Origin of the sequence: Micromonospora sp. DT31, assembly GCF_049841795.1 — a bacterium.
GTDB lineage: Bacteria > Actinomycetota > Actinomycetes > Mycobacteriales > Micromonosporaceae > Micromonospora.
Genome location: NZ_JBNCKZ010000025.1, coordinates 38,773 through 58,159 on the forward strand (window position 1 = coordinate 38,773; position 19,387 = coordinate 58,159).

Consider the following 19,387-nt stretch of genomic DNA (forward strand, 5'->3'; position numbering starts at 1 on the left):
GCCGGCTACTGCTGCTGGATGAGGCGGTCGAAGTCGGGTCGTCGGTCGAGGACGCGGTATTTCTGGGCGAGCGTCGCCAGTTGCTCCAGGCCGGCCCGGTCGAGCTCCCACCCGAACGCCGGGAGCCGTACGGAGTCCGCCACCGCTTCCGGTAGCTCGAGGTTGTCCTTGATGGCTTGGCGAAGGTCCTTCTCGTTGGCCGGATCCTTGGCCCAGGTGAGCGTCTTCCTCATCGCCGACGAGAAGTCCGCGACAAGCGTCGCGTCGGAGTCCTTCAGCCTGCTCGACGTGATCGTCGTCAGGGTGGTGAGTCCGGGGACCGTGGCCTGGTACGGGGCGACCACGAGGACGTCACCGCGTTTGCGCATCTGGGTGATGAACGGCTCCGTCACCCAGGCGGCGTCGATGTTGCCGGCGGCGAGCTGGGCCGGCGCGTCCGGGAAAGCCACCTCGACGAACTTGACCTTGGCGGGGTCGCCGCCGTCCTTCTCGACCGCCGCCATGATCGTGACATCGCCGGCGGCGCCGAGGCTGTTGACCGACACCTTGCGCCCCGCGAGCTGGGCCGGCCGGGTGATGCCGGACTTCGCCGACGCGACCACGGCGTTGATGTCGTCACCGTCGGCGTAGGACGACGCGTAGTTTCCGATGATCACCACACCGAGGTTCTGCAGATCGGCACGGAACGGGCCGAAAGGCTGACCGATGGCGAAGTCGATGTCGCCGTTGATCAGGGCCGGGATGGCCTGTGCGCCGCCCTGGGCGGGCACCACCTCCACGTCGAGCCCCTGCTCCCGGAAGATGCCGGCCTTGATGCCGCCCCACAACGCTGCGGTCTCGCTGATCGGCAGCGCCGCCACGCGGACCTTGCGCAGTTCACCGCTCGACCCGGGGGACGGATCGGTGGCATCGGAGTCCGTGCAGCCGGTCAGGGCGATCACGACGCCGGCGAGAACAGCGAGGGCGGTGGCCTTCTTCATGGACGAGCCCTTCCGTGCGAAGCGCTGGTGCATCCGGAGGAGTGGGGGCCGGCAAGGAGAGGTGAAGCATCCGACCGCGCCGATCAGCGTCATGCAGAAGCGATTGATTGTCAAGAATTCCGATAAGGCGGATCGCATTGCGGTTCGAGTGGTCCGACCTCGATGAGAATTCGTCTTGACGCATGACGATTTTGTGACCAAACTGTGCGGTTGGTGGCGTGGCGGCGGAGGGAGCGACGACTTGGCGATCGTGATCGTGGGCGCTGGTATCGGTGGCCTCACCACCGCGCTCAGCCTGCACCGGGCCGGCTTCCGTGACATCGCCGTCTATGAGCGGGCCGCCGCGCTGCACCCGCTCGGCGTCGGGATCAATCTGCTTCCGCACGCCGTTCGAGAGCTGACCGAATTGGGCCTCCGCGAACGCGTGGAGAGGCTTGGCGCCGCGCCCGGCACACTGGCTTACTACAACCGTTACGGTCAGCAGATCTGGACCGAGCCGCGCGGGCTGGACGCCGGATATCGCTGGCCGCAGCTTTCCGTGCACCGCGGCCGGCTCCAGATGGAACTGCTCACCGTGGTGCGGGAACGCCTGGGGGCCGACACGGTGCGCACCGGGCACCGGCTCGTCGGCGTCCACAACGGCGTCGCACGCTTCGAGACGGCAGCGGGGGAGGTGAGCGTCGCGGGCGACCTGGTCGTCGGAGCGGACGGCATCCATTCCGCGCTGCGCCGGCAGCATCAGCCCGACCAGGGCGAGCCGCTCTGGAACGGGCTGACGCTGTGGCGGGGGACGGCCCGGGCACCCGGATTCCTGGACGGACGAACCATGATCATGGCAGGGGACGCGGAACAGAAGTTCGTCGCGTACCCGATCGGTTCCGGCCTGATCAACGTCGTCGCCGAGCGGCGGGGTCCCGGTTTCGCCGGGCCGAACGCGGACTGGAACCGGGCGGTCGCCCCCGCGCCTGTCGTCTCGCTCTTCGCGGACTGGCGTTTCCCGTGGCTCGACGTGCCGGAGCTGCTGGCCGCCGCCGACGAGATCCTCGAATACCCCATGGTGGACCGTGACCCGATCGACACGTGGACCCACGGCAACACGACGCTGCTCGGAGACGCCGCACACCCGATGTATCCGAACGGTTCCAACGGGGCGTCGCAGGCGATCCTGGACGCACGTACCCTCGCGTTCCACCTCGCCACCGCGCGGACGGTGCGGCAGGCGCTCGACGCCTACGAGGCGGACCGGCGGCCGGCGACCACCGCGCTCGTGCTGAGCAACCGGCGGCAGGGCCCGGAACAGGTGATGGTGCTCGCCCGCGAGCGCGCGCCGGACGGGTTCGCGCACATCCACGACGTCATCCCGCCGGAGGAGCTGACCGAGATCGCCACCGGGTACAAGAAGGCGGCCGGCTTCCTGCCCGCCGACCTCAACGAACGGGCCTCCCTGACGCCGACCGTCTTCTCGGGCGTCCTGCCGTGACCGGCCCGGAGGCGACCGAGCTGGACGCGGCACGCCTGGCGTCGGTGATCTCACCGCTGCGCCGCACGTTGCTCGCCGCCGCCCGGGCCGCCGAGCACCTGCCGGAGGTCCCGGACGCGCAGATCGAGATCGTGCGGGCGCTCCCACGGGGCACCGTGTCCGGTCCCGGTGAGCTGGCCGAACGACTCCGCCTGAGCCGCTCGACGGTCAGCAACCTGCTCACCACGATGGAGGGCAACGGTCTGGTCGAGCGCCGCCCCCGTCCCGGCAACCACCGCCACGTCGAGGTCCTCGCCACCCCGAAGGCCCTCGACCTGTTCGACCGCTTCGACCTCGCGAGCGGAGACCTGGTCGCCCGCGCCGCGGCCACCCTGCCGCCGGCGGACCGGGCGGCCATCGCCGCCGCGGTGCCCGCGTTGGAACGCCTCCGTGACGCCCTCGCGCAGGCCAAGGGCACCCCATGAGTACGCCCCGACCCAACGGCGGGGGCCCGGTGAGCGCCCCGCCGGTTCCCGGACTGGAGGCCGCGTTCGAGGTGGAGGCCCGGCTCGGGGCGCTGGAGGACCACGGGATGACCCGCGCGGGCCACCGCCGCGTGGTGCCCGTCGTCGGCGGCCGGGTCACCGGCGGCTTCGAAGCTGACATCCTCCCTGGCGGCGCCGACTGGCAGCTGGTCCGCCCCGACGGTGCGATCGAGATCGACACGCGCTATTCGGCGCGCACCGCCGACGGCGGCCACGTCTACCTCCGGACGTTCGGCGTCCGCAGCGGCCGTCCGGAGATCCTCGACGCGTTGCTGCGCGGCGAAGCGGTCGACCCTGCCGAGTACTACTTCCGCCTGTGCGTACGACTGGAGACGTCGGTGCCCGCGCTGGCCGTCCTGGAGCAGTGCGTCTTCGTGGCGTCGGCGATCCGTGAGGCCGACCGGGTGCGCTACACCGCCTACCGCGTCACGTAGTCGTTCCCGCAGGCATATGGAGCCCCAGGGCGCGCTTGTCCGGCTTGCCGCTCGCCCCCACCGGCACCCGGTCGATCCACTGGATCGTCTGCGGGGCCGAGGCTTCCCCCAGCGCCTGAACCACGAGCGTACGCAGCCGTCCCGCATCCGGTGCGCGACCGGCGGCCGGCACCACGTAGGCGTGCACCGCCTCCCCGGTGACGTCGTCGGGACGACCCACGACGTAGGCCTCGGCGACAGTGGGGTCGGCGGCGAGAACCCGCTCGATCGGGCCCGCGTACACCAGGTTGGCGTGCACGATGATGACGTCCCGGACCCGGCCGAGCAGGTGCAGGTTGCCGTCGCCGTCCAGCCGGGCCAGGTCACGGGTGCGGACCCAGCCGTCGACGAAGACCTCGGCGGTCTCGACCGGATCCTTCCAGTAGGCGGCGGCCTGCGCCGGTGTCCGCACGAACAGTTCCCCCTCGGCGGCGGGACGGCCGTCGGCGTCCCGGATGGACAGATCGGTCACCGGCGGAGGACGGCCGACCGAGGCGAGCGCGGCCGGGTACGCCAGCATCTCGGCCGGCGTCACCATCGTGATCATGCCGGTCTCGGTCTGGCCGTAGCCGTGGAAGATCACGGGGCCGAGCACGTCGATCGCCTCGGCGAGCCGGCCCGGTGCGAGCGGGGAGCCGGAGACCAGCAGGGCCCGCAGGCTGCTCAGGTCGACCGGGTCGGTGCGCTGGTCCTGCACGAGCTGGTTGAGCTTGCCCACGGTGATCACGCTCGCGGTCGCCCGGTGCCGGGCGATCATGCCGGGCAAACCCGGGGGCCGGGCCGCGACGAGGGTGCCTCCCGCGGCCAGGGTGAGGATGCCGTACTCCAGCATCACCTGGCTGCTCAGCGAACCGAAGACGAGATAGCGCTGGAGCCGGGTGGCGAGGTCGGCGACCGCCGGAGGCCAGCGATCCGGGTACGGTGCCCAGGCCGCGCTCATCGCCGCGTACGTCTGGGCACAGCCCTTCGGGCTGCCGGTGCTGCCGCTGGTCCAGACGATCCGGGCGACGTCGTCCGGACGCCCGGCGGCGATCAGCGCACGTCCGTCGTCGGGGGTGCGCGCCAGTTCGGCGACCCGTGCGTCGTCGAGCAGCAGCGTGTTCTCGCCGAGTTCCCAGGTGCGGTGCGCCGGCGTCAGGTCGGCGCGGATCCCGGAGACCCGGGCGCCGACCGCGAACGCCGCGATGATCGCCGCGAAGGCCTCCGCGGTGACGCCGATCCGCAGGGCCACCCCGACGTCGGGGCCGGCCCCGGCGGCACGGAGCCCGGCGGCGATGCGACGGACCAGCCGGTACATCTGGGCCGTGGTGACGGTCCGGTCGCCGTCCTCGAAGACCGGCCGGTCGTCACCTGTGGCGAGCAGGTCCAGCACGGGCTGCGGCCAGACCTCATCCGGCATCGGAGAGCACGCCCTTGACGAAGAGCACGAGCGGCTGGTGGTGCACGTCCGGCAGGTTCCAGTGGTTCTCCAGGTTCTCCGCGAGGTGGTGCACCGCGACGACCCGGCCGCCGCGATGGACCCGTACGACCGGGTGCAGGTAGCTGGCGTCGTGGGCGCGCGCGGTGCTGGTCGGCCGCCCGGTGCTCTGGGGGCTCGCGGTGGGCGGCGCCGCCGGGGTACGCCAGGTGCTCGACCTGCTGCACACCGACCTCGACCGGGCGCTGGCGCTGGCCGGTGCCACCGGACCGACCGACCTGCGCGGTGACCTGGTCGTCACGGTGGCATGCGGATGAGTGCCCTGATCGTCCTGGCGGGGGTCGGCGTGGCGTGGACCGTCCCGTACTGGCTGCCCCGGACGGTGGTCCGGCTGCGGCAGTGGGTGTTCGTCAGGGTCAACGGCGTCGAAGGCGTTCCGGTGCCCGGTCCCACAGTCGGCATGGAGCATTTCGAGCGGGTGTACTCGGATCCGGCGGCGGACGGGCGCAGCCGGGGGGCCGGGTTGTCGGACCTGTTCTGGTACTGGCTGGCGCCCGGGCCGCACATGCACCAGGAGCATCTGGAGCCGGGGGAGCGCTACCGGACCGTGGCCGCCACGACCCGGCGGGTGCTCGCGGTGCGCCGTCAGCGCTGCGACGACCTCGCGACGGCCGCCACCCGGCGGGTGCTCGACCGGTTACCGGCCGACCGGACCAGCCACGTACGGCTGCGTGATCTGATGATGCCGGTCTGGGCCGAGGTCTACTACGAGCTCGTCTTCGGCGAGACGTGCCCACCGGAGGCGCGGGCGCTTATCGTCGCCAACGCCGACGACGTGGTCAGCGGGCTGAAGTGCACCGGCCTGCGGCACATGCGGCGGCGCGACCGGCTGACCAGGTATCTGTACGAGCGGATCCGGACGGGGACCTGTCCGGTGACGCTGCCGCCGCCGTTCACCGCCCAGGAGACGGCCTGGTACCTGCAGGGTGCCTTCTTCAACACGGCTGTCGTGCAGATGTCCGAGGCGATGGCGCACGTGCTGCTCGCCCTCGCCACGCATCCCGGCCTCCAGCGGGGACTCGACGACGACGCGCTGGACCGGGTGATCGACGAGACGCTGCGGGTGCATCCGCTCTTCGGCGTCGCGCACCGGATCACGTCGGCGCCGATCACGCTGCCCACCGGGGTGTCCCTCCCGGCCGGCACGGTTCTGCTCTTCAACTACCTGGCGTTTCACCGCGGCGGAGCCGCCGGTGACGACCGGTTCGACCCGGACCGGTGGCTGACGCTCAAGCGCGGCGAGGCGCACTTCATCCCGTACGGGGTCACCGCGAACCGGGCCTGTCCGGCCCGTGGTGTCGCGCCGGTGATGATGCGCGCCGCGACCCGCGAGGTGCTGCGCCGGTACGTCCTGACCTCGTCCGCCTCACACACCCGGTCGCTGCCCAGCCGGGGCCCGGCGTACCTGACACCGGTCGGGTCCCCCGGTCCGGGGCGGCTACGGCTGGCCGCGATGCGGTCGCGGGACCGGTGGGCCGACGTGGGCCGCAGCATCCGGCAACTGGTGTTCGGCACCTGGATGGTCGTTGACGCCCGCCGGCAGCGGTTGTGCACCGACTACTTCGAGAGGGCTGTCCGATGACACCAACGGAGCTGGCGCCGCGGTTCTTCATCGCGGTCACCGTGATCCTGATCTTCTGCAAAGGCGTCGCCTGGCTGCTCGGCAAGGCGGGGCAGCCCGCCGTGGTCAGCGAGATGCTCGCCGGCGTCCTGCTCGGGCCGTCGCTGCTCGGGCTCCTCCTGCCGGACGTGCAGAACGCCCTGTTCCCGGCCCCGCTGCTTCCGGTCCTCTATGTCGTGGGCCAGGTCGGCCTGGTGCTGTTCATGTTCCAGGCCGGGTACGCGTTCAGCGCCCACCGGGTCACCGGGCTCGCCGGCACCGCCGGAGTGGTCTCCCTGGCCGGGGTCACCGCGCCGCTGCTGCTGGGGGTGCTGCTGGTCCTGGTGACGGCGGGCGCCGTGCCGATCCAGGCCGACGGGACGTCGCTCGGGGTCTCGGCCGCGTTCGTCGGCGTCGCGCTGGCCATCACCGCGTTCCCGATGCTGGCCCGGATCATCACCGAACACGGGCACGCCGGCACCCGCCACGGCACACTCTCCCTGGCCAGCGGCGCGATCGACGACATGGCCGCCTGGATCAGGCTGGCCGCCGTACTGGCCTTCGCCTCCGGTCGGGCCGATCCGGCGCTCGTCACCGTGGGCGGAGCGGTCCTGTTCGGACTGCTGCTCTGGTTCGGCGGGCGTGCGGTCACCGCCACGCTGATGACCCACCGCGCCCTCAACGACCGCGCCCGGCTGCTCGGCACTGTCGCCCTGCTCTTCCTGGTCGCCTGGTACACCGACGGGATCGGGCTGTACGCGGTCTTCGGCGCGTTCGCGGTCGGCGTGGTGATGCCCCGTACCGCGAACACCGACAAGGTGGTGGACACGCTCACACCTGTCGCTGCGACGCTCTTCCTGCCGTTGTTCTTCACGTATTCGGGCCTGCGCACGGAGTTCGGGCTGCTCGGTTCCCTGCCGGTGCTGCTCTTCGCGCTGGCCTGCGTGGCGGCGGCGATCGTCGGCAAGTTCGGTGCCTGCTGGACGGCGGCCAGGCTCCGCGGGGAGCCGTCGGGTGTCGCGCTTCGGGTCGGCGCGCTGATGAACGCTCGTGGCCTGATGCAGCTCATCGCGCTGAACGTGGGGTTGGAGGCGGGCATCGTGAACCCGTCCCTGTTTACCGTGCTGGTGCTTGTCGCGCTGGTCACCACGCTGATGACGACGCCGGCGTTGAGCTGGATCGAGCGCCGCGAGGCGCGACGGCCGGATCCCGTACGCACGCCCGCGCTGGCGGTTTCAGATAATTGAAGAGGCAACTAACGATGCTTCCATCGTCCTCCATCTATGAGATCGTTAACATATGTGGGGCGGAAGATCGAACCGGCTGCTGCTGGTCGAGGACGACGCGGACCTGACCGAGATGCTCATCGAGACGCTGGGGCACGAAGGCTACCTCGTCGACCGGGCCTTCGACGGCCAGCGCGGGCTGCACCTCGGGCTGACCCGCTCCTACGACGTCATGGTCATCGACCGCATGCTGCCGGCACTCGACGGCATCGGCCTGGTCACCCGGCTGCGCGCCCGCGCGATCCCGGCCCGGACCCTGATGCTCACCGCGCTCGGCACGGTCGACGACCGGATCGCCGGGCTGGACGCGGGCGCCGACGACTACCTGGTCAAACCCTTCGACCTCGACGAACTGAGCGCTCGGGTCCGGGCGCTGTGCCGGCGTACGCCCGAGCCGACCGACGTGCTGCACGTCGGCGCCGGGCTGCTCGACCTGGGGCCACGCGAAGCGGTGCTGGCCGACGGCACGCGGGTGGCCCTGTCCGCCCGGGAGTTCGAGCTGCTGCGGGTGCTGGCGGCCCGGCCGAACGCCGTACATCCCCGGGCCGTGCTGCGCCGTAAGGTCTTCGAAGAGGCCGCCGGCGCGTCGATAGTGGACACCTACGTCTACTACCTCAGACGCAAACTCGGCCGCACTGTGGTGCGCACCGTGCACGGTCTCGGCTACCGCCTCGGAACACTCTGATGGAGGCGGCCGAGCAGGCGATCGTCAGGCGGACCCGACTACGGATCGGCATGTTCGTCGGCCTGGCCATCGGCGCCCTGCTGCTGCTGGCCGGCGGCATCTCCTACGGGCTCCTGGTCCACAGCCAGGAGACGCAGATCCAGCGTGAGCTGAGGTGGGGCACGGAACACGGCACGATCGCCGGCCCGCCCGCCTGCAGTTGGATCTTCCGATACGACGGCACCACAGTGCGCACCGGCACGAACCCGCCGCCACCGGGCTTCCCGTTGGGTGACGCGCTGCACACCGTGGCCGTCACCCGGACCACCGAGACCACCACCGTCGCGCGTAACGGCACGACCTACCACGTACGCACCGAGGCCCGCGACGACGGTGTGGTCCAGGCGGTGTTCGACGCCCGCTTCCAGCTGTCCGACCGCCGGCACCTCCTGCTCGCGTTCAGCCTCGCGGCGGCAGCCGGGCTGCTCGCCGCCATGCTGACAGGTGTGCTCGTCGGCCGTCGAGCCGTCGCACCGCTCGCGGAGGCACTGACCCGACAGCGCCGCTTCGTCGCGGACGCCAGCCACGAACTGCGCACCCCGATCGCCCAGGTGCACACCCGGGCCCAGTTGATAGCGCGGCGGGCGCGCAGCGACGGCACCGCCACGAACCTGGACGACCTGGAACGACTGATCGGCACCACCCGCCGGCTCGGCGAGATCGTCGACGACCTGCTGCTCTCGGCCCGGCTCGCCGCCGCTCCCGCCGACCGGAGACCGGATCCGCCGGTCGACCTCACGTCGCTGATCCGGACGACTGTCGCCGCCGAGGCCGAACGCGCCGCCGAGCGTCAGGTCACCCTCACCCTGGACACCCCCGCCGCCCCGCTGCCGGTGCCGGGTGTCGAGTCGGCCCTGCGCCGGGTCGTCGGCGAACTGCTCACGAACGCGCTGGCACACACCCCCGCAGGCGGCCGGATCGACGTGACACTCCGGTCCGCCGACGACGTCGCGGAGATCGTGATCGCCGATACCGGTAAGGGTTTCGACCAGGCCGACGCCCGGCGGATCTTCGACCGGTTCCACCGCGGCGCGGGCTCCGGAGACCGCCGCTTCGGCCTGGGGCTGGCCCTGCTCCAGGAGGTCGTCACGAGCCACCACGGCACGATCGAGGCCGAGGGCCGAACGGGGTGGGGAGCCCGCTTCACGGTGCGCCTTCCCATGACGGAAGCGACGAGCATCGCGGGCAGAGCCTCACGGATCAGGAACCTGCGGATATGGCAGCTCGACGCCGGTACGCGGTAACCGCCACGGCCGGCCGGATCGTGTCGCCCGGTGAACCCTTCATCCGCGGAACGCCTTCGGAGTCACACCGAGGATCCGTTTGAAGTGGCGGGTCAGGTGCGGCTGGTCGTAGAAGCCGCTGCCGGACGCGACCGACCACAACGGTTCCCCGGCCAGGATCAACCGGCGGGCCAGGTCGACCCGGCGGGAGATGAGGTACTGGTGCGGCGACATGCCGAACTCGCGACCGAACGACCGCACCAGATGGGCCGGGTGGAAGTGCAGCAGGCGGGACGCCTCGTCGAGGGAGATGCCCGCGACGAGGTTGTCCTCCAGCACGTCGCGGAGCCGGCGCGCCGGGGTCCGGCCGAGCCGCTCGGGCACGCAGGGGAAGCCGAGCCGGGCGCGCAGCCGCTCGGTGATGTCAGCGAGATGGCCCTCGGCTTCGAGGTCCTCGCCGGGTTGCCCGATCACCTCGTGCAGGGCGGCTATCCGGCGGCGTAGCGGGGGATCGGCGAACGCGGAGTTGTCCACCGTGGCGCCGATCAGGTCGGTGGACAGCCGGTCGGGCGCCAGGTAGAACACCCGCTTGCGCAGTCCGTGCGGGTGGGCGGCGGTGCCGTTGTGCGGTATGTGCGGCGGGAGCAGGGTGACCAGGTCGCCGGACGCGCCGCGCTGGTGTTTGTCGAGTTCGTAGCGCACCGCGCCGTTGTCCACGATGAGCAGGGTCCACGTGTCGTGGGCGTGCATCGGATAGGCGTGGCCGGTGAGGTGGGCGTGCAACACCTCCACCACGCCGTCCAGGCTCGGGCGCCAGGCGGACATCGCCATGCCCGCTGCGGCGACGCCGGTCACCGACACGTCAAAATCGTACAAGACCGGCGGCCCGGCAGGGGCCGATCATCGGGTCATGCGAACCGACCACGCACCCGTACGCTTCGACACCAAGATCGCCGTTGTCCTGCGCGACGACCTGCTCACCTGGCAGCGCCTCAACATCACGGCGTTCCTGGTCAGCGGGATCGGCACGGCGGTGCCCGAGGTGATCGGCCAGCCGTACGAGGACGCGGGCGGCGTGCGGTACCTGTCGATGTTCCGCCAGCCCGTGCTGGTGTTCGAGGCGGGAAAGGAACTGCTGCGGGCGGCACACGCGCGAGCTGTCGGCCGTAACCTGCCGCTGGCGGTCTTCACCTCGGACCTGTTCGCCACGAACAACGACCGGGACAACCGGGCCGCCGTACGAGCCGTCGCCACCGGGCAGTTGGACCTGGTCGGGATGGCCACCCACGGTCCGCGCAACGCGGTGGACAAGGTGCTCAAGGGCGCGAGCATGCACCACTGACCGGGCGGCGGGCCTGCGTACGGAATCTCCTGCGCACGCATGCTCGTCAGAGGACGATGGAGCGCGCCCGCGCGTCACCGGAACGGGCCGCGACGCACCCGCCGGGTGCCGGCGATCCGGGTCGCCGCCCGGTCGACCCGCGCCCGAAGGTGATCAGCGGTCGGCAGGTCGACGGCCACCGGCCGCACCTCGGCCGGGTGGCTCAGCACCCGCGACTCCCGCGCGAGGAGCAGGGCCGCCGCTCGGAAACCGTCCGGCAGCCCGTCATCCTCGGCGACCCGCAACGCGGCGGTCAACCAGCGCAACGAGCGGCTGCCGAACGATCCCCACAGGGGCCGCCTCGGCTCGCTGAGGGCAGCCGCGCAGACGACGAAGCCGCGCCGGACGTACGGTGGCCGCGGGTCGGCGGCCGCCCACGCGCGCGCCGCCGCCCGGCGGGGACTGTCGCCGGTACGGCGGCAGTCGAGCAGCACGAACCCCTGCGCGGCCGCATGGTGGTGCTCCGCCGCCACCGAGGTCGACGTGGCCGCCGCCCACAGGCGCCCCGCGTCCGCTCCGTCGCCGGCGAACTCGCCGGTCAGGACGTGCCGCAACGGTTCGCTCCACGCGCGAGAGTCGGCGAGCACCGCTTCGGCGACCGTGCCCGCCAGCGGGTCACCGGCGTCGCGCAGCGCGCGGACGAACGTCAGCAGCGCCGGTGGCGCCGTGGGGTACGCCGCCGGGGCGACGAACAGCTCGCGCCACCGTGCGCGCAGCGGTGCCAGGTCCGCCACCCGTAGTTCGCCCGCGGCGGAGAGCAGATCCAGGCACGCGGCGAGCCCGGGTTCGGAGGCCGCCGGCTCGCCGAGGTACGCCCGCAGCCCGGCGACGTGTCCGGCAACGAGGTCGTCGCCCAGCTCCGCCGCGGCCGTACGGCTGCGGTTGTCCTCCGGGTCGAAACCCGGCCAGGGTGGCAGCCCGGCCGCCCGGCGGGCGTGGTCCACCGCGTCGCTCCAGTCGGCCAGGACCGCGCGGGCGTCACCGGGGTCGAAGGGTGGTTCGCCGGGTGGTCGCACGCCGGCGGAGCCGTGGGTCCACAGGTTCAGCGCGGAGCGCAGGTGAACGGGCAGATCCGCGCGGGCCTGGGCGATGTCGGCGCGCAGCCGTGCCGGTACCCGGTCGTCACGTAGAACGCGCACCAGGTTGCGTGCCCGGGACGAAGCGGGGTCGCCGAGCGCGGTCGGCAGCACCGCGCCGAGCGCCTCTGCGCGCCGGCGCTGCACGGCCGGGTCGGTGGCGGGACGCGCCTGCATCTCGGCGGCCAGGTCCAGCGCCGAGACGGCGGGCGGAGTGCCCTGACGGGCGGCGAGTTCCAGATGGACGGGCACGTCCTCGCCGCCCAGGGCACGCTGCCGGGCTTCCACCAGTGCGGCCGGTCGGCCCCAGGCCAGCAGCAGTTCCGCGGAGGCCGCGCCGTCGGCCAGGAGTTCGCTCACCAGTCGCCCGGCGGCGGGATGCCCGAGCCGCAGTGCCGCGTCGGCGAACGTGGACGCGTCGCTGGGGAAGACGACGCGCCAGGTCGGCAGCAGCTGGTCGACGTCGTCACCGGTCAGCAGCCCGCGCATCAGCAGCGCCTGGAATGCCTGCCGGTGCACGGGTGCGAGCCCGGCCGAGGCGAGGACCACGTGCAGCAACGCCTCCTCACCGTCGCGCAGGGGAGCCGGTCGCCGATCGCCGGGCTCCCCGACCGTGAGGTGCGGGTCGGCGAGCAGACGCAGCCGTACCCGCAGGCCGGCCAGCTGCGCGGGTTCCGCCGCCGTCGGCCGGGCGTCCTTGACGATGGTGAAGACCTCGGTGTCGGTGCGCCCGCCGAACACCGCGTAACCCAGGGGCGCCAACCGCCGCAGGGCCCGCCCGACCACCTCCCGGTCGCCGCCGAAGCACACCCGCTGCGGGCGTTGCAGCGACCCGTCGGGGCCGAACGCCGAGGCCTGGGTGTGCCAGCCGGCGTACGGGGTGCCGGCCGGCAGACCGCGCCGGCGGATCAGCTCCCGCGCGTCGTGGTGCACCTCGTCCTGAGTGACCCGCTGCTCACTGGGTTCCAGGAACACGATGTCCGCGGCTTGCGCCAGGGTCGCCAGGACCACCGCGCGATCGGTCGTCGACGCCATGCCGGGGATACTAGGCGGCGAAGGCCAGCGCCTCAGGGCGGACCGAGGGCTGCGTGGGGCTCAGTTGGTGGTCGGCAGCGGCGGATCGGCGCGGCCGGAGCCGCCCCCGCCCGCCAGGGCGGCGGCGGCTCCGGCCGGCCAGCTCCGGCCAGTCGCGTGCCGGGCGAGGGCCAGCACCGCGGCGAGGTTCGGCCGCCCCTCGCGCAGCCACCTGCCCGGGTCGGCGAGGGCCCGGTCGCGCAGGTCCGCCGGCGGGCTGTCGCGGGGCGTCCGGTGCGCGTCGTGTCCGGCCCCGATGTCGCCGGCACGTCGTGAACTGGCGACATCGCCGTTGTGTCGTCGATGTCCGCTCGCCAACGCCCGTTACCGGGAACTGACGCTCCGCCGTCCGTCGTCGAGTTCGGCGAGCGTTCGACGCACCTCCTGGGCGCCGCTGACGTCGCCGATCTCCTGCGAGAGGGCAAGCGCCAGGTGCAGGCCGTCGCGCGCGGCGTCCAGTCGTCCCGTGGTGCGGTGGACCTCCGCCCGCACGATGAGCACCCGCCACTCCGCCTCACGGTTGCCGGTGGCCCGGATGGCGGTCAGAGCCTTCTCGAGCCAGGTGTACGCCTGCCGGTACCGCCCGCCGCGGGCGTAGGCCTGGCCGATGGTCAGGATGGTGATGGCGAGGCCGAACGTGTCACCTGACTCCTCGCGTAGCCGCAGGCTCTCCCGCAGGTGCACGAGAGCGGCTTCGGGCTGACCGAGATGCAGCAGCACGTCGGCCAGATTGTTCAACGTGATGCCCATCCGCTGTCGGTCGTCGCGCTCACGGTGTATGTCCAACGCCTGCAGGTAGGCCGTTTCCGCTTCTTCGAACCGACTGGCGACGATCAGCATGAGCCCGAGACGGTCGAAGGCCACCGCCGTTGTCTGGGTGTCACCGTCGGCCTTGCTCAGGTCGAGCGCGACGCGGAGATTGTCCACCGCCTGGTCGATGTCACCCAGCCGGGACTGGGCCATGGCGAAGTAGGTCAGGGAGAGCGACTCGTCGGGCCGGCTGCCCAGGCGCCGGGCGCACCGCAACGCGCACTCCGCCACCTCCCGGAAGTCGTGGTAATACCCCCGCATGGGAAGGAAGGGGTAGAGCTCCGTGCACAGCCGTACCGCGAACTCGCTTCCCTCGGGCGTCTCGTCGCGAGCCGCGGTCCGCGCCGCGGCGACGAGGTTCTCGCGCTCGGCCTCCAACCACCGCAGCGCGTCGCCCTGAGCCGTGAACGTCACCGTGGGGTACGCCTCGACGAAGCCGTCGGGCGCTCGGTCGGTGACCGGCCGGATCTGGTCCCTCGCCCGACGTGCGGTGGCGAGGAAGTAGCACCGGCTCGCGTGGATGGCGGCCGTGCGGCCCTCGGGGTCGCGGCGGCCGCGCTCCATGGCGTAGATCCGCACGAGATCGTGCATGCGGTAACGGTCCACGCCGCACGCCTCGATGAGTCCGGCCTCCGCGAGCCGGTCCAGCAGGGTGCGCGCCTGGCGCGTGGACGCGCCCGTCAGCACGCGCGCCAGCTCGACCCCGAGGGTGGGGAGGTGCACGCTGCCCCAGCGGCTGAACAGCTCCAGGGCCTCGTGGCCTCCGGTGCGTTCGGCGAGGATGTCGCAGGTCACCGCGAGGCTCGCGCGTACGGCCAGGTCGTCGCAGCTCAGCTCGTCGAGACGGTGCTGTTCGTCGGAGAGCCGGGTCACCATGTCCGCAAGCGTCCACTCCGGATGGCTGGAGAGCCGGGCGCCGACGATCCGCAGCGCGAGCGGGAGGTGACCGCACATCGCCGCCAGCGTTTCGGCATCCTGGGACGACCTGTCGATGCGGTCGGCGCCCACGTGCCGGGCGAGCAGCCGGACCGAGTCGTAGGCGTCGAGTTCGCCGACCGCGAAGTGCGTGACGTCCAGGGTCGGCAGTGCCGCCCGGCTCGTCACGATCGTGGCGGCGTTGCCGAGGACGGACAGCAGTCGTCGCACCTGGGCGGCCTCGACCACGTTGTCCAGCACGACCAGCACCCGGCGGGTGCTGAGCAGGGCCCGCAGTTCGGTCGCCTCCCTGCCCGCGGTGGAGCCCGAACTGGCGCCGCCGAGCATCCGCAGCAGACCCGACACCGCCTCCTCCACAGTCATCGGGGTGAGACCCGGACTGCTGCCGTAGAAGTCGAGGTACAGCTGACCGCCGGGGAACGCGTGGGCCAGTCGGCTGGCGACGGTGCGGGCGAGCGCCGATTTGCCGACACCGGCCGGCCCGTGCAGCACGATCGTGCCGGTCGACCCGAGGGTGGCCCCGACCCGCGCCAGCAGATGCTCCCGTCCGACCAGGACGACCGGCGGGGGGAGCGTCGACGGGGGGAGCTTCGACGGGGTGTGCCCCGGGGGGTTGACGCGGTGGGCGGGCGACCTGCGACGCTGCGGGGCCGGGGGCCCTTCGAGCAGTTCCCGCTCGAACTCCCGCAGCACCCGCCCGAGTCCACGGTTGGCCTTCGAGCGCAGGGCGGTGTCCGCCGCGGACAACGCCGCCAACGCGTCGGCCCGGTCGCCGGACTGGACCAGAGCGCGAACAAGTGCCTCCCAGGCGGACTCGCGGGCCGGCTGGTCGCTCACCAGCGTGCGTAGGGCGGTGACCGCGGCGGCGTGCCGGCCGACCTCGACGCAGGCCGCGGCGTACCGCTCGACCGTCACCCACCGGCTTTCGTCGAGCGCGGCGAGGCTGCCGCCGAGCATGCCGTACCGGGGAAGTCCCTCGGCCGCCTCACCCTGCCACCGGCGCAACGCGACGGAGAGCAGGTCGGCGGACTGCACGGGGTTTCCCCCGCGCCGCGCGTCGAGCGCGTGGCGGACATCGTCGTCGAACTTCTCGAGGTCCAGCTCGCCCGGCTGCAGGCTCAACGCGTAACCGTTGTTCACCCAGGTCAGCCGGTCCCGGTGCGGGCCCAACGCGGTCCGCAGGCGGGTCGCGTAGGTGCGTAGGTTGACAGGTGCCGAGGGCGGTGGACTGTCCCACAGGCCGGTCAGCAGGCGATCGGTGGAGACTCTCTTTCCGCGCCCCACGAGCAGCGCGGCCAGGAGAAGTTGGGGCCTGCCGGTCGGGAGGGCGACGCGGACGCCGTTGACGTGCAGGGTCACCGGCCCCAGCAGACTGAACGCGAGTGCCATGGTCCGCGAACCTCCCGTCATCCTCGGAGATTCGAGCACTACCCATTCACGGACGTGCAGATGATAGATCCTAGCGCCCCGGGGTGGGGTCAGGATGCGGGCCGTGGTCGGAAAGATGTGGCGGGACAGCTGCCGGCCGGTGCCGATGCGGTCCCAGATGGTGCTGGTGCCGTAGGCGCCGGTGACGCTGGTGCCGGGTCCGGAGCGGACGGTCAGGGGTCCGCCGGCGGTGTTGACGGTGCCGGTGGCGGTGCCGGGCGCCGGGGCGGAGCAGCCGTTGTCGCTGGTGTAGGTGCGGGTGCCCCAGTAGAGGGCGAGGGTGCCGTTGAAGCGGACCTTGATGTCGCTGCCGTCGAGGCGCTGTTCGTGGTGCAGGGCACGAACCACAGATCCACCAACACGGTCGACTTCAACCGCACCGACGACGCCGGTGACCCGGTCGTCGCGAGCGCGCCCGGCACCGTCGACGTGGTGAAGAAGCTGGGCGACACCAGCTACGGCCGGTACGCACGGATCAACCACGGCGGCGGCTACACCACCTACTACGCACACCTCAGCGGATTCAACGCGTCCGTCGGTCAGAGCGTGCAGCACGGACAGGTCATCGGCTACGTCGGCACCACCGGCAACTCCTCCGGCACGCGGGGTCTGCCCGGACCAGGCCTGCCCGCAGTGGAACGGCACTTGAACGCGGGCGCCGCTAGCGCCGGGGTGCTGGGTACGACGGGCCCGTCGAGCGTCAGCGCGAGCAAACGCATAAAGCGTTCCTTCATGTGAGCCCTTCCACTGAACAAAGTGGGATGGCTTCGGGTGTGATTCGTTCGAACTATCGGCGGACTAGTCAAGGATGTCAATGTGAATGCTAAAGATGAGCGCATAATGTACTCGCAATGTGCGGCGCCGCCCGCTCGCCAGTCCTGGCTCTTGTCTCAAGGGAGCGCAGGTCAGGCGGCATGCGCGCTGGCTTCCGCGCTCCCTCCCGGCCGTCGGCGCCGGTCGCGGACGGGGGGCGGGTGGCCGTTCCCGCCGCTCCGCGGACGCGTTGTTGACCGTCGCACTAACGCCCAGATATTCAAGACGATGAGATCTTTCGCTGGCTGAAATTTTCTGCCACGCTACCCATCTACCGCATCGACGAAGCCATTCGTCGAGCACGTTCGACCGCAAATCAATGCGGTCCGCCACGTCCGTATCGCTTTTCGCCGGCTGTCCGTTTCCTCTCGGACGCCCTCGACGCTCGCCCCTGCGCAGTCCCGAACCCCCGTTGAAAGGACCACACGTGACTCTGCATCTCAACCGTCGTTCCCTCCTGGTGGGCGCTGCCGGTGTGGCCGCCGCGCCGGCGCTCTCGACGTTCCTGCCGTCGTCCGCCCTGGCCGCGGAGAGCGCGGCAACCGGTGGCAACTCCCGGGAGAGCTTCACCATCGCGGTGCTGCCCGACACCCAGCACTCGATGAAGTCGTTCTACGCGTCGTTCACCGCCCAGATCAGCTGGATGCTGGGCCAGCGGGATACGTACTGGCGGGTCCGCTACGCCATTCACGTCGGCGACCTGGTGCACAACGCCACCGACGCCGCGCAGTGGACCCGGGCGCGTGACGGGCTCGCCCGCCTGGACAACCGGGTGCCGCTGGCCATCGCCCCGGGCAACCACGACTTCAACAACGTCGACACCCGAAGCCTGACCAGCTACAACACCTACGTGCCGTACAGCAAGTTCAACGCTCTGCAGACGGCTGGCGGGGCCGCCGACATGGGCAGCTACCCGAGTTCCAAGACGAACAACACCTGGCACCAGTTCACCGCAGGCGGCACCGACTGGGGCATCATCACCCTGACGTTCGATCCGACCGCCGCCGAACTCGCCTGGGCCCGCGGCGTGGTCGCCGCCCACCCGGACAAGCAGTTCATCGTCAGCACCCACAACTACATGACCGCCGGAACCGGGCAACGTAACGCCACCGGCGAAAACATGTGGAACAACCTCGTCAAGCTCTACCCGAACATCTTCCTGGTGCTGTGTGGACACAGCTTCACCGGCGGGCCCAAGCGGAAGTCCTCCATCGGGGTCAACGGCAACCGGGTGGACGAGATCCTGGCCGACTTCCAGAATGCCGACGACCCGGTCCCGAACAGCTACCTGCGCATCATGCAGTTCCAGCCGGCCGCCGGCACCATCGTGGTCAAGACCTACTCGCCCCGGTACAACACCTTCCTGACCGACGCGCAGAACCAGTTCACCCTGACCGGCATCCCGTTCCCCCTGCGGGCGCCCCAGGTCAGGCGGCACATCCTCAACCCCGACGTCCGAGCCGCGTGGCACCTGACGAGCAACGACCACTGGTTCCTGCCCGTCGCGGAGGCGGACAAGTTCCCGAACGGGGCGACGATCACCGCCAAACCGACAGTGCTGGACGTCGCGGACACAGCTGCGCTCTACGTCCTGGACCGCGGCTACAAACGGCACATCGCCAACCCCCGCTCGCTACGGGCGTGGCGATTCGCCGCTGGCGATCGCAAGCTCGTCACCGCCGCGCAACTGGCTGCATACCCCGAAGGGCCCAAGTGGCCGAGGTACCCGCACCTGATCCGGGCCGAGGGCACGGCGCCGGTCTACTTCCTCGACACGCCCTTCCCGTGACCGGACCCGCCTCGGAGGCAGACACCACTACAGAAGGAGTTTCCAGGTAATGACCTTGCACTTCACTCGTCGCACCGCGCGTTCGATGGCCGTCGGCGCGGCCCTGCTGATGATGGTGGGGCTCGGCGCCGGGCCGGCGCGGGCGGCGGTGGCCGACGCGCCAGGAGCCCTGGCAACCAGGGCCCTGGCCGCCGCTCTGGCATCGCCGGCGGCCACGACGCCGTCCGCCGCGGACACCCCCGGGGACCAGCCGTTGCCCGGCTACACCATCAGCAATCCGACGTTGGCTCCGATCGTCGTCGGGGGTCAGTCC

At 71.5% G+C, this 19,387-nt stretch carries 17 protein-coding genes and 1 pseudogene; 12 read left to right on the forward strand and 6 right to left on the reverse strand.

The window, feature by feature from the left end:
- Positions 1–5: 5 nt before the first annotated feature.
- The gene (locus ACLQ2X_RS26465; protein WP_425683797.1) at positions 6–1,118 is read right to left on the reverse strand and encodes an ABC transporter substrate-binding protein; all 1,113 of its coding nucleotides are present in this window, start codon (positions 1,116–1,118) and stop codon (positions 6–8) included.
- 112 nt (positions 1,119–1,230) lie between these two features.
- On the opposite strand from ACLQ2X_RS26465, the gene ACLQ2X_RS26470 reads away from it, so the two are divergent.
- The 3 genes from ACLQ2X_RS26470 to ACLQ2X_RS26480 are packed head-to-tail and all read left to right on the forward strand — an operon-like array spanning position 1,231 to position 3,418.
- A complete protein-coding gene (locus ACLQ2X_RS26470; protein ID WP_425683813.1) occupies positions 1,231–2,460 on the forward strand; it encodes a flavin-dependent oxidoreductase in 1,230 nt (409 codons plus the stop codon).
- Positions 2,457–2,924 (forward strand): MarR family winged helix-turn-helix transcriptional regulator, encoded by a 468-nt coding sequence (locus tag ACLQ2X_RS26475; protein ID WP_425683798.1) that lies wholly within the window; start codon positions 2,457–2,459, stop codon positions 2,922–2,924. The genes ACLQ2X_RS26470 and ACLQ2X_RS26475 overlap by 4 nt, the downstream gene beginning before the upstream one ends.
- Positions 2,921–3,418 (forward strand): DUF3237 domain-containing protein, encoded by a 498-nt coding sequence (locus tag ACLQ2X_RS26480; protein ID WP_425683799.1) that lies wholly within the window; start codon positions 2,921–2,923, stop codon positions 3,416–3,418. The genes ACLQ2X_RS26475 and ACLQ2X_RS26480 overlap by 4 nt, the downstream gene beginning before the upstream one ends.
- Here ACLQ2X_RS26480 and ACLQ2X_RS26485 read toward each other — a convergent pair.
- Positions 3,411–4,856, reverse strand: a complete 1,446-nt coding sequence (locus tag ACLQ2X_RS26485; protein WP_425683800.1) for a class I adenylate-forming enzyme family protein — start codon at positions 4,854–4,856, stop codon at positions 3,411–3,413. The two genes, ACLQ2X_RS26480 and ACLQ2X_RS26485, sit on opposite strands and share 8 nt — an antisense overlap.
- A 164-nt stretch (positions 4,857–5,020) precedes the next feature.
- On the opposite strand from ACLQ2X_RS26485, the gene ACLQ2X_RS26490 reads away from it, so the two are divergent.
- Genes ACLQ2X_RS26490 through ACLQ2X_RS26510 form a run of 5 tightly spaced genes read left to right on the forward strand, consistent with a single transcriptional unit; the run spans position 5,021 to position 9,788 of the window.
- The gene (locus ACLQ2X_RS26490) at positions 5,021–5,191 is read left to right on the forward strand and encodes an alpha-hydroxy-acid oxidizing protein (protein ID WP_425683801.1); all 171 of its coding nucleotides are present in this window, start codon (positions 5,021–5,023) and stop codon (positions 5,189–5,191) included.
- A complete protein-coding gene (locus ACLQ2X_RS26495) occupies positions 5,188–6,516 on the forward strand; it encodes a cytochrome P450 (RefSeq protein ID WP_425683802.1) in 1,329 nt (442 codons plus the stop codon). The genes ACLQ2X_RS26490 and ACLQ2X_RS26495 overlap by 4 nt, the downstream gene beginning before the upstream one ends.
- Positions 6,513–7,781, forward strand: coding sequence for a cation:proton antiporter (locus ACLQ2X_RS26500; protein WP_425683803.1), 1,269 nt, complete (start codon positions 6,513–6,515; stop codon positions 7,779–7,781). The genes ACLQ2X_RS26495 and ACLQ2X_RS26500 overlap by 4 nt, the downstream gene beginning before the upstream one ends.
- Before the next feature lie 52 nt (positions 7,782–7,833).
- Positions 7,834–8,505: a response regulator transcription factor gene (locus ACLQ2X_RS26505; RefSeq protein ID WP_425683804.1), complete on the forward strand. Its 672-nt coding sequence runs from the start codon at positions 7,834–7,836 to the stop codon at positions 8,503–8,505.
- Positions 8,505–9,788 (forward strand): sensor histidine kinase, encoded by a 1,284-nt coding sequence (locus ACLQ2X_RS26510; protein WP_425683805.1) that lies wholly within the window; start codon positions 8,505–8,507, stop codon positions 9,786–9,788. Before ACLQ2X_RS26505 ends, ACLQ2X_RS26510 begins: the two co-directional genes overlap by 1 nt.
- Before the next feature lie 39 nt (positions 9,789–9,827).
- On the opposite strand, the gene ACLQ2X_RS26515 is transcribed toward ACLQ2X_RS26510, so the two are convergent.
- A complete protein-coding gene (locus ACLQ2X_RS26515; RefSeq protein WP_425683814.1) occupies positions 9,828–10,598 on the reverse strand; it encodes an AraC family transcriptional regulator in 771 nt (256 codons plus the stop codon).
- Between the two features lie 79 nt (positions 10,599–10,677).
- On the opposite strand from ACLQ2X_RS26515, the gene ACLQ2X_RS26520 reads away from it, so the two are divergent.
- On the forward strand, positions 10,678–11,109 hold the full coding sequence (locus ACLQ2X_RS26520) for a DUF2000 family protein (RefSeq protein ID WP_425683806.1): 432 nt from the start codon (positions 10,678–10,680) through the stop codon (positions 11,107–11,109).
- 74 nt (positions 11,110–11,183) lie between these two features.
- On the opposite strand, the gene ACLQ2X_RS26525 is transcribed toward ACLQ2X_RS26520, so the two are convergent.
- From ACLQ2X_RS26525 to ACLQ2X_RS26535, 3 genes are read right to left on the reverse strand one after another with little or no spacing between them, the layout of a single operon-like run.
- A complete protein-coding gene (locus ACLQ2X_RS26525) occupies positions 11,184–13,259 on the reverse strand; it encodes a hypothetical protein (protein ID WP_425683807.1) in 2,076 nt (691 codons plus the stop codon).
- Between the two features lie 60 nt (positions 13,260–13,319).
- Positions 13,320–13,616 carry a hypothetical protein gene (locus ACLQ2X_RS26530; RefSeq protein ID WP_425683808.1) on the reverse strand — a complete coding sequence of 99 codons (297 nt, stop codon included), beginning with the start codon at positions 13,614–13,616 and terminating at the stop codon, positions 13,320–13,322.
- Between the two features lie 6 nt (positions 13,617–13,622).
- On the reverse strand, positions 13,623–16,820 hold the full coding sequence (locus ACLQ2X_RS26535) for an AfsR/SARP family transcriptional regulator (RefSeq protein ID WP_425683809.1): 3,198 nt from the start codon (positions 16,818–16,820) through the stop codon (positions 13,623–13,625).
- Between ACLQ2X_RS26535 and ACLQ2X_RS26540 the strand changes: the two genes are divergently transcribed.
- From ACLQ2X_RS26540 to ACLQ2X_RS26550, 3 genes and pseudogenes are all read left to right on the forward strand, one after another.
- Positions 16,800–17,210: a M23 family metallopeptidase gene (locus tag ACLQ2X_RS26540; RefSeq protein ID WP_425683810.1), complete on the forward strand. Its 411-nt coding sequence runs from the start codon at positions 16,800–16,802 to the stop codon at positions 17,208–17,210. The genes ACLQ2X_RS26535 and ACLQ2X_RS26540 overlap by 21 nt on opposite strands.
- Before the next feature lie 502 nt (positions 17,211–17,712).
- Positions 17,713–19,074 (forward strand): metallophosphoesterase, encoded by a 1,362-nt coding sequence (locus tag ACLQ2X_RS26545; protein WP_425683811.1) that lies wholly within the window; start codon positions 17,713–17,715, stop codon positions 19,072–19,074.
- Positions 19,075–19,123: 49 nt separating this feature from the next.
- Positions 19,124–19,387, forward strand: a pseudogene (locus ACLQ2X_RS26550) (hypothetical protein); the annotation flags it as partial.

Excerpts from the sequence above, each read along its gene's own strand:
- ACLQ2X_RS26525 (WP_425683807.1), bottom strand. The coding sequence starts at position 13,259 with ATGGCGTCGACGACCGATCGCGCGGTGGTCCTGGCGACCCTGGCGCAA.
- ACLQ2X_RS26480 (WP_425683799.1), top strand. The coding sequence starts at position 2,921 with ATGAGTACGCCCCGACCCAACGGCGGGGGCCCGGTGAGCGCCCCGCCG.
- ACLQ2X_RS26500 (WP_425683803.1), top strand. The coding sequence starts at position 6,513 with ATGACACCAACGGAGCTGGCGCCGCGGTTCTTCATCGCGGTCACCGTG.
- ACLQ2X_RS26495 (WP_425683802.1), top strand. The coding sequence starts at position 5,188 with ATGAGTGCCCTGATCGTCCTGGCGGGGGTCGGCGTGGCGTGGACCGTC.
- ACLQ2X_RS26485 (WP_425683800.1), bottom strand. The coding sequence starts at position 4,856 with ATGCCGGATGAGGTCTGGCCGCAGCCCGTGCTGGACCTGCTCGCCACA.
- ACLQ2X_RS26465 (WP_425683797.1), bottom strand. The coding sequence starts at position 1,118 with ATGCGATCCGCCTTATCGGAATTCTTGACAATCAATCGCTTCTGCATG.
- ACLQ2X_RS26510 (WP_425683805.1), top strand. The coding sequence starts at position 8,505 with ATGGAGGCGGCCGAGCAGGCGATCGTCAGGCGGACCCGACTACGGATC.
- ACLQ2X_RS26520 (WP_425683806.1), top strand. The coding sequence starts at position 10,678 with ATGCGAACCGACCACGCACCCGTACGCTTCGACACCAAGATCGCCGTT.
- ACLQ2X_RS26505 (WP_425683804.1), top strand. The coding sequence starts at position 7,834 with ATGTGGGGCGGAAGATCGAACCGGCTGCTGCTGGTCGAGGACGACGCG.
- ACLQ2X_RS26515 (WP_425683814.1), bottom strand. The coding sequence starts at position 10,598 with ATGGCGATGTCCGCCTGGCGCCCGAGCCTGGACGGCGTGGTGGAGGTG.